This window comes from Achromobacter sp. ACM05 (assembly GCF_019218915.1).
Classification (GTDB): domain Bacteria; phylum Pseudomonadota; class Gammaproteobacteria; order Burkholderiales; family Burkholderiaceae_B; genus Achromobacter; species Achromobacter animicus.
The window spans coordinates 281,967-295,742 of sequence record NZ_JAHUWQ010000005.1; the positions used below are offsets into that span (position 1 = coordinate 281,967).

Below are 13,776 nucleotides of genomic sequence, written 5' to 3' on the forward strand. Positions count from 1 at the left end.
TTCACTGCGCCGGGTACGAGCCCAGCACTTTGAGGTAGGCAACCTGCGCCTGCAGGGCCGCCAGGGCGCGCTCGACATTCGGGTCGTTCCGGTGGCCCAGGACGTCGACGTAGAAATAGTATTCCCACTGGCCCGTGCGCGCGGGGCGCGACTCGAAGCGCGTCATCGACACGCCGTTGGCGGCCAGGGGCGCCAGCATTTCATAGACGGCGCCCGCGCGGTTCGGCACCGCCAGGATCAGGCTGGTCTTGTCCTTGCCGCTGACCAGGGGCTCGATGTTGCCGATTGCCAGGAAGCGGGTGCGGTTGTGCGGGTCATCCTGGATGCCGGCGGCGACGATCTGCAGGTTCCAGGCGGGCGCGGCCACTTCGCCGGCGATGGCCGCGATGCTCGCATCCGACGCGGCGGCGCGCGCTGCTTCGGAATTGCTGGAGGCGGCCACGCGCTCGACGTCGGGATAGTTGCGCGTCAGCCAACCCTGGCACTGGGCCAGCGCCTGCGGGTGCGCGGAAATGGTCTTGATGCCGTCCATGCCGCCCGATTGCGACATCAGGCAATGGCGGATGACGAGCGAACGCTCGCCCAGGATCTTGACCGGCGTGTTCAGCAGCAGGTCCAGGCTGCGGTTGACAGCGCCTTCGGTGGAATTTTCCACCGGCACCATGCCCACGTCTGCCTGACCGGCCTCGACAGCCCGGAAGACCTCGTCGAACGAGGCGCAAGGCAGCTTCTGGACCGCATGGCCAAAGTGTTCCAGCGCAGCCTGCTCAGAGAACGAACCCTGCGGTCCCAAAAACGCGACGGTCATGCCGCGCTCCAGGCCCCGGCATGCGGAGATGATTTCGGTCCAGACCGACGCCACGCCGGCGTTCGGGAACGGACCCGGATTGATCTGCTGCAGGCGGCGGATGACCTCGGCTTCGCGTTCGGGACGCAGCACGGGTCCATCGGCGTGCGCGGCATGCTTGGCCTCGCCCACTTCCAGCGCGGCGCGCGCGCGCTGCGACAGAAGATCGAGGATCTGCGCATCGAGGTCGTCGATGCGCTTGCGCAGGGGAAGCAGCTTGCGCTGCAGCTCGTCATCCATGGCGGCGCTCGAATTCCTTCAGGTACTCGACCAGCGCCGCCACGCCTTCGAGCGGCAGCGCGTTGTAGATGGAGGCGCGCATGCCGCCCACGCTCTTGTGGCCCTTCAACTGCGTGAGGCCCGCTGCCTCGGCGCCCTTCAGGAAGGCGTCGTTGAGCGACTCGTCATGCAGCACGAACGGCACGTTCATGCGCGAACGCACGGGCGCGTGAATGGGATTGCGGTAGAAACCGGTGCTGTCCAGGTAGCCGTACAGCAGATTGGCCTTCGCCTTGTTGGCGGCTTCCATGCCGGCCACGCCGCCATTGGCCTTGACCCACTTGAACACCAGGCCCGCGATGTAGATCGCAAAGGTGGGCGGGGTGTTGTAGCGCGAGTGTTCGGCCGCTACGTTGGCGTAGTCAAACGCCGAGGGGCAGATCGGCAAGGCCTGGCCAATCAGGTCGCGGCGCGCGATGACCATGGTGACGCCGGCCGGGCCAGCGTTCTTCTGCGCGCCGGCGTACATCATGCCGCAGCGCGACACGTCCATCGGGCGCGACAGGAAGTGCGAAGAGGCGTCGATGACCAGGGGCACGTCGGGTGCGCCCAGGTCAGCGGTGTCGGGCCAGTCCAGGAATTCGACACCGCCAATGGTTTCATTGCTGCACAGGTGCAGGTAGGCCGATTCCTTGCGCACCTGCCAGGTATCGGCAGGCGGCACCCAGGTCAGCGGCGCCTGTTCGCGGCCGTCGATCTTGGTGGCGTGATCGGAACTGGCCGCGATGTGCGTGCTGCCGTAGCGGCCGGCTTCCTTGTACGAACGCTTGGACCAATGGCCCGTCACGACGAAATCCGCAGCTGGGGCGCCGCGGCGTCCCATGAGATTCATGGGAACGATGGCGTTTTCCCCGGAACCGCCTCCTTGCATGAACATGACGGCGTAATCGGCCGGCAGGCCCAGCAAGTCGCGCAGATCGGACTCTGCTTCATCGCAGATCTGCACGAAATGCTTGCCGCGATGGCTCATTTCCATCACGGACATGCCGCTGCCGTGCCAGTCCAGCATTTCTGCAGCGGCTTGCTGCAGCACCACCTCGGGCAAGACCGAGGGGCCGGCCGAGAAGTTCCAGGGGCGGGCCATTATTGCTCCGTAGGTTCCGTCGAATCTGCTGCGTCGTTGCTGTCGTCGCCACCGGTTTGCTGGCCGTCTTCGTCCAGTTCGCCGTCATCGTCCGCGTCGCTTTCGACGACACGGCGCACGCCGGACAGCGTGCTGCCGTCGTCGACGTTGATCAGCGTGACGCCCTGCGTCGCACGGCCCATTTCGCGGATTTCCGCGACACGGGTGCGCACCAGCACGCCGCCGGTGGTGATGAGCATAATTTCATCGGTAGGCGTGACCAGCACAGCACCCACCACCTTGCCGTTACGCGAGGTGGTCTGGATGGCGATCATGCCCTTCGTGCCGCGGCCATGGCGCGTGTACTCCGCGATCGGCGTGCGCTTGCCGTAGCCGTTTTCCGTGGCGGTCAGCACCGTCTGCGTTTCGTCGCCGGCGACCAGCAGCGCGATGACCGTCTGCGTGTCCTCGAGCATCATGCCGCGCACGCCGCGGGCGTTGCGGCCCATCGGACGCACGTCGTTTTCGTCGAAGCGCACGGCCTTGCCGGCGTCCGAGAACAGCATGACGTCGTGCTTGCCGTCGGTGAGATCCGCGCCAATCAGATAGTCGCCATCGTCAAGGTCGACGGCGATGATGCCGGCCTTGCGCGGGTTGGAGAAGTCGGACAGCGGGGTCTTCTTGACCGTGCCGCGCGAGGTCGCCATGAAGACATAGTGGTCTTCGCTGAATTCCTTGACCGGCAGCACCACCGTGATCTTCTCGCCGTCGGCCAGCGGGAACATGTTGACGATCGGCTTGCCGCGCGAGTTACGCGTGCCTTGCGGCACTTCCCAGACCTTCAGCCAGTACACACGGCCGCGGTTCGAGAAGCACAGCAGGAAGTCGTGCGTGTTGGCGATGAAGAGCTGGTCGATCCAGTCGTTTTCCTTCATGGCCGTGGCCTGCTTGCCGCGCCCGCCACGCTTTTGCGAGCGGTACTCGGACAGCGGCTGGCTCTTGATGTAGCCGCCGTGCGACAGCGTCACGACCATGTCGGTCGGCGTGATCAGGTCTTCGGTATCGAGTTCCGTCGCGTTCAGTTCGATTTCCGAACGGCGCGAATCCTTGGCGCCGGTGGAGAACTCGGCCTTGATGGCCTGCAGCTCTTCGCTGATGATCGTCGTGATGCGCTCGGGACGGGCCAGGATGTCCAGCAGGTCGGCGATGGTGGACATGATGTCCTTGTACTCGCCAACAATCTTGTCCTGCTCCAGCCCGGTCAGGCGTTGCAGGCGCATGTTCAGGATTTCCTGGGCCTGCGTATCGCTCAGGCGATACAGGCCGTCGCCCTGAAGACCGAACTCGACGCCCAGATCGTCCGGACGGAAAGCCGCGCGGCCGCCCGGCGTGTCGCCGTCGGCGCGGGACAACATTTCGCGCACCAGCGACGAATCCCAGGACTTCGCCATCAGTTCCTGACGGGCGACAGGAGGAGTCGGGGCCGCCTTGATGATCGCGATGAAATCGTCGATGTTTGCCAGCGCCACCGCCAGACCTTCCAGCACGTGGCCGCGCTCGCGGGCCTTGCGCAACTGGAAAACCGTGCGGCGCGTGACCACTTCCCGGCGATGCTGCAGGAAGTAGTCGATCATCTGCTTCAGGTTGAGCAGGCGGGGCTGGCCGTCGACCAGCGCCACCAGGTTCATCCCGAAGGTGTCCTGCAGCTGGGTGTTCTTGTAGAGGTTGTTCAGCACGACCTCGGGCACTTCGCCGCGCTTGAGCTCGATGACAAGGCGCATGCCGTCCTTGTCCGACTCGTCGCGGATGTCGGAGATGCCTTCGATCTTCTTGTCGTTGACCAGCTCGGCGATGCGTTCCTGCAGCGTCTTCTTATTGACCTGGTAGGGAATCGCGTCGATCACGATCGCCTGGCGATTGCCCTTCTCCATGTCTTCGAAGTGCGTCTTGGCGCGCATGATGACGCGGCCGCGACCCGTGCGATAGCCTTCGCGCACGCCGGACATGCCATAGATGATGCCGCCCGTGGGGAAGTCCGGCGCCGGGATGAGCTCGATCAGCTCATCGACCGTGCACGCCGGATTGCGCAGGCAGTACAGGCAGCCGTCGACCACTTCCTGGAGGTTGTGCGGCGGAATGTTGGTCGCCATGCCCACCGCGATGCCGGAGCTGCCGTTGACCAGCAGGTTGGGCAGGCGCGACGGCAGCAGCAGCGGTTCCTGTTCGCTGCCGTCGTAGTTGGGTCCGAAGTCGACGGTTTCCTGGTCGATGTCGGCCAGGAGTTCGTGGGCGATCTTGGCCAGGCGGATTTCGGTGTAACGCATCGCCGCGGCGTTGTCGCCGTCGATGGAACCGAAGTTGCCCTGGCCGTCGACCAGCATGTAGCGCATGGAGAAATCCTGCGCCATGCGGACAATGGTGTCGTACACGGACTGGTCGCCGTGGGGGTGGTACTTACCGATGACGTCCCCGACGATACGCGCTGACTTCTTATAGGCGCGGTTCCAGTCGTTGTTCAGCTCGTGCATCGCGTAGAGCACGCGCCGGTGGACAGGCTTCAAGCCGTCCCGCACATCCGGTAGCGCCCGACCGACGATCACGCTCATCGCGTAATCGAGGTAACTGCGGCGCATCTCTTCTTCCAGCGATACCGGAAGCGTCTCCTTGGCAAAGGAATCCATATATATAACGACAGAATCGTGTAAGGAGGAACCCGGGCCGGGTAAACAGGAAATTCTATCATTCGATTGGGGGACCGGTCCGATGGGCCGTCCGAAGGCGCCGCAAGCGGGCCGCAACGGACCGATCAGAAACGCCGCCCGGCCACGCCCACCCGCGCCCTGCGGCCCTGTTGTCAAAAACCAACATGGGAAACGGCAGGAGTGCCGAAAACGTCATATCCAGCATTAATGCGCCTGTCCAGGGAAGCCAAAGCCCCCCAAATGCCTTAAGATTGTTTCCAGCACGCAGGAAACCCAGTAGCTATTCCTTTGAACCAGCTCTTGGCGTTGCTATACTGGCCCCGTTTTCCTGATATGCGGCGGGGGTTCGCTGCGAGTCACTTATCCAGCTTCAAGCTCAACGAGGAGAAACATGAACAAACCCTCCAAATTCGCTCTGGCGCTCGCCTTCGCCGCCGTCACGGCCTCTGGTGTAGCTTCCGCGCAAACCGTGGACAACTGGCGCAACCCGTTCGGTAACGTTTGGAAGAACGGCACGAACGAACTGTGCTGGCGCGATGCCTTCTGGACCCCGGCCACCGGCATCCCCGGTTGCGACGGCGTCCCGGTTGCCCAACAGAAGGCGAAGCCGGCCCCGATGGCGGCAAAGGTCGTGTTCAATGCTGACACGTTCTTCGACTTCGACAAGTCGACCCTGAAGCCCGAAGGTCGCCAACTGCTGCAGCAAGTCGCTCAGCAAGCCAGCACCATCGATCTGGAAACGATCATCGCCGTCGGCCACACCGACTCGATCGGTACCGAACAGTACAACCAGAAGCTGTCCGAGCGCCGCGCCGCTTCGGTCAAGGCTTACCTGGTCAGCCTGGGCATCGACCCCAACCGTATCTACACGGAAGGCAAGGGCGAACTGCAGCCGATCGCTTCCAACAAGACGAAGGAAGGCCGCGCCCAGAACCGTCGCGTTGAGATCGAAATCGTGGGTAGCCGCAAGTAATTGCCGGACTAGCTACAATAAGAGGGCCTCGCATAGCGAGGCCCTTTTTTTCGCCTGCGATGCACCCCTCTGGTGCATCGGCAAGCCCCTTCCTCGCCTAGCGCGCTGGACCCCTCTATATATAGAGCAGCCTTACGCCGGACCGCCCATGAACACGCAAACTCACGACACCGCGCAAGCCACCGTCAACGCCGATCAGGCCGAAATCGACAAGTTCAGCGCCTTGGCCAGCCGCTGGTGGGACCCCGAAAGCGAGTTCAAGCCGCTGCACGCCATCAATCCGCTGCGGCTGGAGTGGATTCAGGAATGCGCCGGCAGCCTGGCCGGCCGCAAGGTGCTGGACGTAGGTTGCGGCGGCGGCATCCTGTCGGAAGCGATGGCCCGCAGCGGCGCCGATGTAACCGGCATCGACCTGGCCGACAAGTCCCTGAAGATCGCGCGCCTGCATGGCCTGGAATCGGGCGTGAAGGTGGAGTACCGCAAGGTGCCCGTCGAAGAACTGGCTGCCGAGCAGCCGGGTCAGTACGACGTGGTGACCTGCATGGAAATGCTGGAGCACGTGCCGGATCCGGCCTCGATCGTGCGCGCCTGCTCGACGCTGGTGAAACCTGGCGGCTGGGTGTTCTTTTCGACGTTGAACCGCAACGCCAAGTCGTTTGTGTTCGCGATCATCGGCGCGGAGTACGTCCTGCGACTCCTGCCCCGCGGCACCCACACCTACGACCAGTTCCTCAAGCCCAGCGAGCTGTCGGCGGCGGCGCGCGGCGCCGACCTGGAACCGGTGAGCATGCGCGGCATGGAATACAACCCGATCACCCAGATCTACTCGCTGACTTCCGACACCTCGGTCAACTATCTGATGGCAACCCGTAAATGAGCGCCCTGATCCTGTTCGATTTCGACGGCACCCTGGCCGACACCGCCCCCGACCTGGCAGCCGCCGCGAACCGTCAGCGCACCCGCCGCGGCCTGGAGCCGATGGCGTACGAGGCGCTGCGTCCTGTGGCATCTCAGGGCGCGCGCGGACTGTTGCGCGTGGCGCTGAACCTGCAACCGGGCGACGCGGACTATGAGCCCACCCGCCTGCAGTTTCTGGAAGACTACGCCGCCAGCTCGACGGTGCACAGCAAGCTGTTCCCCGGGATAGAAGACCTGCTGGCCGACATCCGCAACCGTGGCATGTCCTGGGGCATCGTCACCAACAAAGTCACCTACCTGACCCTGCCCATCGTCGAATTCCTGGACCTGACGCGCGACAGCGCCGTGCTGGTCTGCGGCGACACCACTGCCCACGCCAAGCCGCATCCCCTGCCCTTGCAGCACGCCGCGCGCGAAGCGGGTTTTGAGACCGACCGCTGCGTCTACGTCGGCGATGACCTGCGCGATATCCAGGCCGCCCACGCGGCGGGCATGCCCGCTGTCGCCGCGGCCTATGGTTATGTCGGCGAAGACGATAACGTCATTGCCTGGCAGGCGGAAACCTGCGCGAATTCGCCAGAGGAACTCTGGTCCGCCATCGAGCCGCTGCTGCCCCGCGACTTGCGCTAAATGTCGGGGATGGGCCGTTTGCCCGTCCGCCCCGCCTTGGTCACGCCCCGCCTTGGTCACGCCCCGCCTTCGGTCACGCCCCGCCTTCGGCGGTGACGCACCTTCCAACGCGGCATCCTCGCCGATGACGCCGCAGCTCCCCGCGATTGTTCGGCCGAATTAGTGCAGCAGGCCGAACAATCTATCCGGATGCCGGGGGTTTATCCGGCCGGCGATCTCCCCTAAAGTGTGAACCGTGCATCGCGATCCGGGTTGTCCGGATCGCTCCGTTTCCGGCTCATGCCGGCGTTGCAGCCTCTCGCAGGCGGCGACGACATCTCCGTGCTGGCGGACCTCCGCGTCCCGCCGCACCGTGCCCGCTACGTTGACGCGGCGCACGCCCGACCTTTTGACCTTGCCTTCAACTCCCTGCCCGCGCGGCGCCATCCGGCCTCGCGTCCAAGGAATGCCTATGCTTTTGCCCATCCTGCTACTTTCCGCCGCCGGCTTCACCATCCTGACCACCGAGTTCCTGATCGTGGGGCTGCTGCCCGGTCTTGCCCGCGATCTGGACGTGACCGTTTCCCAGGCAGGCTTGCTGGTGACGCTGTTTGCCTTCACGGTCGCGGCGACCGGCCCCCTGCTCACCGCCTTGATGGCCAACATGGAACGCAAGCGCCTGTTCATCGGGGTGCTGGTGCTGTTTGGCCTGTCCAACGCGCTGGCCGCCGTAGCGCCCAACATCTGGATCATGGCGATCGCGCGCTTTGTGCCGGCGCTGGCCCTGCCGGTGTTCTGGTCGCTGGCCAGCGCCACCGCCGTCGAACTGGTGGGCCCCGCGCGCGCCGGACGCGCCATTTCGACGGTGGCGTTCGGCATCGTGGCCGCCACGGTGTTCGGCATTCCGATCGGTGTGCTGATCTCGGACGCGTTCGGGTGGCGCGCCGCGTTCTGGGTGCTGTCCGTGGTGGCGTTTGCCAAGGCCCTGCTGCTGCTGCTGACCTTCCCCAGCACGCGCATCCGCGCCGACAGCGTGCGCCTCGTCACGCAGCTGCGGATCCTGCGCAAACCCATCGTGGTGAGCCATGTGGTGCTGTCGCTGCTGGTTTTCACCGGCATGTTTACGGCCTATACCTATCTTGCCGACATGCTGGAGCGGCTGGGCGGCTTTGACGGCGAGACCGTCGGCTGGACGATGATGGCGTTTGGCGCCGTTGGGCTGGTGGGCAACACGCTGGGCGGACGCCTGGTGGACCGCAGCCCGCTCGGCGCCACGGCGCTGTTCTCGTCGCTGATGGCGGTTGGCCTGGCGTTCGTCGCGCCGGTCATGCAGTCGCACGGTCTGCTGGCTGTCGCGCTGGGCATCTGGGGAATCGCCCAGGCCGCACTTTTCATCGTCTGCCACGTACGGCTGATGAAGTCCGCCCCCGAGGCGCCCGCGTTTGCCGCGTCGCTGAACATCTCCGGCGCGAACATCGGCATCGGCCTGGGCGCGGTGGTTGGCGGACATGTGATCGACCACTATGGCCTGGCGACGCTGGGCGGCGCCGCGGCCGTCATCGTGGCGGTTTCCGTCGGGCTGGCCGCGCTGATGATGGCGGCGTCCCGAGGCCGGCGGCAATCCAAGGCGGCGTGCGCCAACGCGGCCTGACGCCAAGCTTGTCTCGCCCCCGCCACGCTTGACACCGCTTGGGTTTACAGGATGGCAGGCGATTGCATTTGCAGTACAATGGAAGGTCTTGGGGCCGATCCGGATTCGACGTGGGTCGCGAAACAACTCAGGGCATGCCGAGCACCAGTACGCTCGTTAAACCACTGGAACACTACAAACGCCAACGACGAGCGTTTCGCTCTCGCCGCTTAAGCGGTGAGCCGCTGCACTGATCTGTCCTTGGGTCAGGCGGAGGAAGGCAACTTCCTAGGGGGGTAACCCTCGAACCGCAGCAGCGACATTCACAAGGAATCGGTCTGCGCTGGGGTCACACGGCTCAGATTTAAATTACGTGAATCGCTTTGGTCCGGCCTGTCGGTTGGCTAAGTCCAAAGTTAAAACCAAATAAATCGACTACGCATGTAGAACTGGTTGCGGAGGGCTTGCGGACGGGGGTTCAATTCCCCCCGGCTCCACCAAATTCCGTTCAGCAACGTCAGCTGAAACCAAAAATCCTCAAGGGTGCAGACCCTTGAGGATTTTTTTCGTCTGGGTCACTGCCGGTTGACCCAGTCCTGGGCTCCTTCGATGAACCAGGGGAGATTCAGGCGTTCGCCCTCGCCCGATTGAATCGTCAGACGCTGGCCGGACGGGTTGGCGTTGTTGCTGGAACCCGCCGGCGAATCCAGCGGCCGGCTGCGGTAGTCCACGTTGTTTCGCGGTTGCTGCGGGGTCTCTGCGCAGGCGGCGAGGGCTGCGATGGCCGCCCCGGCGAGAAGCAGGCGCAGCGCTGCGTGATGAATCTTCATGGTGTTCGGTTCCTGCTGGCGGCACAGGCCGGCGTGCCAGGCGAAACGGCCTTTCCCGTACCTTACTCGCATTAGGGTGGCCGCGTCAGGCAGCTCCGGTCGCCTGGCCGCCCACGTCAGCCTTCCCCCCCTCCAACCGAAGCAGGTCGAGCGCGGGCGCGGCCTCCCAGGTCAGAACTGATACTTCAACGTCAGCATGGCGTGGCGGGTAGGCGCGTAGATCCCGGTGTAGAAGGTGGTGTCCAGCCCCTGCAGGTATTTCTTGTCGAACACGTTGTTCAGGTTCAGCGTGGCCGAAAGCTGGCGGTTGAAGTCGTAGCGCGCCATCAGGTTGGCGACGGCGTAGGCGGGCTGCTCGCCGTTGAGGGTGACGCCCGGCAGGGACCAGGTGGTGGCGCTGTAGTAGATGCGGCTTTGCCAGTTGACGCCGCCGCCCACGGTCAGGCGGTGCCAGTCGCCGGGCAGGCGGTAGGTGGTCCACAGCTTGGCCATGTGGCGCGGGAAGATCGTTCGGATAGTCCCGCCCTCGCCGTCCTTGGTGATGCTGTAGCTGTAGCTGAGCGCGGCTTGCCAGCCGGGGGCCAATTCGCCGTTGAACTCGATATCCAGGCCCGACGTTTTGGCGCCGCTGACGGCGCGGTACGCCGGTTCCCGCACGGTGCCGGGCACGAACTGGCCTTCGTCGACTTCGGCAAGGTTGTCCTGGCGGATCTGATAGAGCGCGATGGCGCTGGTGAGACGGCCGCCAAAGTAGTCGCTCTTCAAGCCGATTTCGTAGTTGTCGCCGGTGCGCGGGTCCAGCACGTTGCCATTGCGATCGCGGGCGCTTTGCGGCTTGAAGATGCTGGTGTAGCTGGCGTAGACGGAATGCTGGTCGTTCAGGTCGTAGACGATGCCGGCGTAGGGCGTGACAACGCCGCTCTCACTCATTTCCGTGATCTTGTTGTTTCGCGCCAGCGCGGGCGACGTGTAGATCTGCGAGAGCTTGTAGCGGTAGTTGCTGACGCGCGCCCCCACGATGACGGCGAGGTCGTCTGTGGGCTTCAGGCGCAACGCGGAATAGACGCCCTGCTGCTTTTGCCAGCCGTCGTAATCCATGAGTTTCTGGCCTGACGCGGTGGGCCCTGCAGGGTCGTTGCCCCAGGTGTAAATGTTGACGTCACGGCCTTCGATGTCGTCGTCGGCCGGCTCGTGATAGTTATTGAACTCCGCCCAATTCATTCCCACGACGAACTCGTGCTGCCTTCCCCACAATTCGAATGGTCCGGCCGCCTGCACGTCGAAGCCGGTCTGGCGCTGGCGGGCGCTGCCCAGGCCGCCATAGAACTGCACGCCGTCGCCCGTATTGCGCTCGACGAAACCCCAACTGGCGTCGGCCGACGAAAATTCGCGCTTGCCGTGAAGGTAGTTGCCCGAAAACTTGAGCTTCCAGTCGTTGACGAACTTATGCTCGAGGTTGAGGAAGGCGTTGTAGACCTTGAGCTCGTCGGTGTTCCAGCGTGCCCCGGCGTTGTCGGACGCCTTGAAATCGGTCTGCTGACCGTCAGCGTAAAAGAGCGGCAGTCCGGTCGACGACTGTCCGCGCGGATCGTTGTTCTGGTAGTCGATGCCCGCTGTGAGCATTGTGTTCGGCGTAAGGTCGGCCTCCAGCACGCCGTAGAAAACCGACTTGTTTTCCTTGTAATAGTCGATATGCGTGTTGCCCTGCTCGTGCGCAGCGACGAAGCGGCCGCGCAAGGTGCCGGCGTCGTTGATGGGCCCGCCCACGTCCAGTTCGCCGCGGCCACGGCCCCAGGTGCCTGCGCCCACGCTGGCATAGCCCTGGAATTCGCGCGTGGGCTTCTTGCGGATGAGGTTGACGGTGCCCGAGGGATCGCCCGCCCCCGTCATCAGCCCCGTTGCGCCGCGCAGGACCTCGACGCGGTCATAGATGGCCAGGTCCGTCTGGCTCTGCGGGATGTTCTGCGACACGATGTCGGTCGCGGTCAGGACGCCATCAAACTGATAGTTATCGATGTTGTAGCCGCGCGAAAGAATCGAGAACCGTCCTGTGCCGATGTTCTGCACCGAGATGCCTGGCGTGCGGTCCAGCAGCGCCTCGATGCTGTCGACGCCCTCGTCCTCGATGCGCTGGCGCGTCATGACGCTGATGGTCTGCGGCGTCTCGCGCTGGGTGAGCGGCAGGCCGGTGGCGAAGGACAAGGGGCCGGTCATGGCGTAGCTATGCGACCCCTCCGTCGCGCCGAAGCCGTCGGCTTGCACGGTGACGGGCGCCAGCGTGGCGACGCCGGCGGGCGCCGCGCGGTGCAGCACATAGCTGCCGCCCTCTGCCGGTGTCGCGGCCAGGCCGGTGCCTGCCAGCAAGGCGTTCAATGCGGCGCGCGGGTCCAGGTTGCCCGATACGCCCGGGCTCTGCTTGCCTTGCGCGAGCTCGCCGGCGCCTGCGACCAGCACTCCGGACTCACTGGCAAAACGCGCCAGCACCGTGCTCAACGGGCCCGCGGGAATGTCGTAGTGCCGCGTCGCGGCGGCGGATTGTTGAGCCGCCGCGGACTGCGCGGCAGCGTCCGGCGCGTTGACCGCCAGGACCGCCACGCCGCCCGCGATCGCCAATTGCACGACACGCGCCGAGCAGGTCAGGCGGGAACTGCCCGCGAGGCGGCGGAATGAGTGGGGCGGCCGCTTGGCGGCAAGGACTGAATGACGGGGCATGACGAACTGGGTTCCGATGAGGTTTATCGACGAGCCGTGCGATTGAATTCGCTCTCATTAGGGGAATCGAACGAGAACCTCAAAAGCGGAACCGGGTGGGAGAAAAATTGTTGCGATGCCGTGCGAATCGCGATGAATCGCGGACGGGCGGGCGGCGGGAAAGGGTGAGGATCGCGTCAGCGGCTGCCGACCGGACCACCGCGCGGCTGGATGCTGACCCACCACGGCAAGGTCCGCTGGATGCGGATGGGCAGAACGCCTTCCAGCATGGCCAGCGCCCGATCGGGGTCGGTGGCCGGATAGCTGCCGATGACCGGCAGGTTGGCGATCTCGGGCGCCACGCGCAGCACGCCGCCGCGATAGCGCTGCAGCTCGCTGGCGACATCCGCCAGCGGCGTGTTGTTGGTGACCAGGATGCCGCGCGACCAGGCCTCGCGCGCGGGGTCGGCGGATTGCGTGACGGCCAGCATTGCATCCGTGAAGCGCGTCTGCTCGCCCGTCTGGATAACGCGCGTGCTGCCCGTGACGGCGGTGCGCGCTTCGACGGCGCCCTTGTAGACGGCCACCAGCGTCTCGTCGCCGTCGAGCCGCACCGTGAATCGCGTGCCGAGGGCGCGCACCCTGCCCTGCGGGGTATCGACGACAAACGGGCGTGCGGGATCGGCCGCGGTCTGTATCAGTATTTCGCCTGCCAAGAGGCGAAGCCGGCGCAGGCCGCCGCTGTAATCCTCGTCGAAGGCGCTGCCGGTGCCGAGCCAGACGACGGAACCGTCGGCCAGTTCGATCTGCCGGACCTCGCCGGTGGCGCTGCGGTGATCGGCCGCCCAGGCCAGCACCACGCCGGGAAGCGGCGTGAGGCGCCACGCCGCCAGTCCGGACAGGCCCGTGCCGGCCAGCGCCGCCAGGCCGAACAACATCTGACGCCGCCGCGCCATGCGGCTATTGGCCATGCAATAGCCCTTGGCGGCGGCGTCGCGGCCGGGGCTGGACTGGACGGGTTGGAACTGGCTGCTGATGCGCTCGACGTAGCCCCAGGCGGTCCGGTTTTCCTGCGCGCGTTCAAGCCAGGACTGCCAGCGCCGGCGCTCGTCGGGCGTGGCCTCGCCGGAGCGCAGCAGCGCAAACCATTCGGCAGCCTGCTCAAGCGCCTGGTGCGTGGGCTCGACGGCGGATTGCACGGAGGTCATGTTGCGCCTCGAACGCGGAAATCCCA

At 65.0% G+C, this 13,776-nt stretch carries 10 protein-coding genes and 1 other RNA gene; 5 read left to right on the plus strand and 6 right to left on the minus strand.

The annotated features are described in order from the left end of the window. Position 1: 1 nt before the first annotated feature. From pheA to gyrA, 3 genes are read right to left on the minus strand one after another with little or no spacing between them, the layout of a single operon-like run. Positions 2–1,087 carry a prephenate dehydratase gene (pheA, locus tag KW836_RS26045; RefSeq protein ID WP_175122837.1) on the minus strand — a complete coding sequence of 362 codons (1,086 nt, stop codon included), beginning with the start codon at positions 1,085–1,087 and terminating at the stop codon, positions 2–4. Continuing rightward, entirely contained in the window at positions 1,080–2,210 is a 1,131-nt protein-coding gene (gene serC / locus KW836_RS26050) for a 3-phosphoserine/phosphohydroxythreonine transaminase (RefSeq protein WP_218345148.1), read from the minus strand. Before serC ends, pheA begins: the two co-directional genes overlap by 8 nt. After that, positions 2,210–4,870 carry a DNA gyrase subunit A gene (gene gyrA, locus KW836_RS26055; RefSeq protein ID WP_175122839.1) on the minus strand — a complete coding sequence of 887 codons (2,661 nt, stop codon included), beginning with the start codon at positions 4,868–4,870 and terminating at the stop codon, positions 2,210–2,212. The genes serC and gyrA overlap by 1 nt, the downstream gene beginning before the upstream one ends. Before the next feature lie 412 nt (positions 4,871–5,282). On the opposite strand from gyrA, the gene ompA reads away from it, so the two are divergent. The 5 genes from ompA to ssrA all read left to right on the plus strand — a co-directional run bounded on the left by ompA (position 5,283) and on the right by ssrA (position 9,521). After that, positions 5,283–5,864: an outer membrane protein OmpA gene (gene ompA, locus KW836_RS26060; protein WP_056322232.1), complete on the plus strand. Its 582-nt coding sequence runs from the start codon at positions 5,283–5,285 to the stop codon at positions 5,862–5,864. A 148-nt stretch (positions 5,865–6,012) separates the two neighbouring features. Then, positions 6,013–6,741, plus strand: coding sequence for a bifunctional 2-polyprenyl-6-hydroxyphenol methylase/3-demethylubiquinol 3-O-methyltransferase UbiG (ubiG, locus tag KW836_RS26065; RefSeq protein ID WP_218345149.1), 729 nt, complete (start codon positions 6,013–6,015; stop codon positions 6,739–6,741). Further along, positions 6,738–7,412, plus strand: coding sequence for an HAD-IA family hydrolase (locus tag KW836_RS26070; protein ID WP_175122840.1), 675 nt, complete (start codon positions 6,738–6,740; stop codon positions 7,410–7,412). Before ubiG ends, KW836_RS26070 begins: the two co-directional genes overlap by 4 nt. A gap of 451 nt (positions 7,413–7,863) precedes the next feature. Beyond that, on the plus strand, positions 7,864–9,042 hold the full coding sequence (locus KW836_RS26075; protein WP_175122841.1) for an MFS transporter: 1,179 nt from the start codon (positions 7,864–7,866) through the stop codon (positions 9,040–9,042). Positions 9,043–9,132: 90 nt separating this feature from the next. Then, positions 9,133–9,521: a transfer-messenger RNA gene (gene ssrA, locus KW836_RS26080) on the plus strand. A gap of 75 nt (positions 9,522–9,596) precedes the next feature. Here ssrA and KW836_RS26085 read toward each other — a convergent pair. The 3 genes from KW836_RS26085 to KW836_RS26095 form a co-directional block, all read right to left on the minus strand. Then, the gene (locus KW836_RS26085; RefSeq protein WP_218345150.1) at positions 9,597–9,851 is read right to left on the minus strand and encodes a hypothetical protein; all 255 of its coding nucleotides are present in this window, start codon (positions 9,849–9,851) and stop codon (positions 9,597–9,599) included. Positions 9,852–10,022: 171 nt separating this feature from the next. Beyond that, complete coding sequence (locus KW836_RS26090) at positions 10,023–12,563, minus strand: TonB-dependent siderophore receptor (protein WP_218345151.1); 2,541 nt, start codon at positions 12,561–12,563, stop codon at positions 10,023–10,025. Positions 12,564–12,739: 176 nt separating this feature from the next. Continuing rightward, positions 12,740–13,750, minus strand: a complete 1,011-nt coding sequence (locus KW836_RS26095) for a FecR domain-containing protein (RefSeq protein ID WP_218345152.1) — start codon at positions 13,748–13,750, stop codon at positions 12,740–12,742. Positions 13,751–13,776 lie beyond the last annotated feature (26 nt).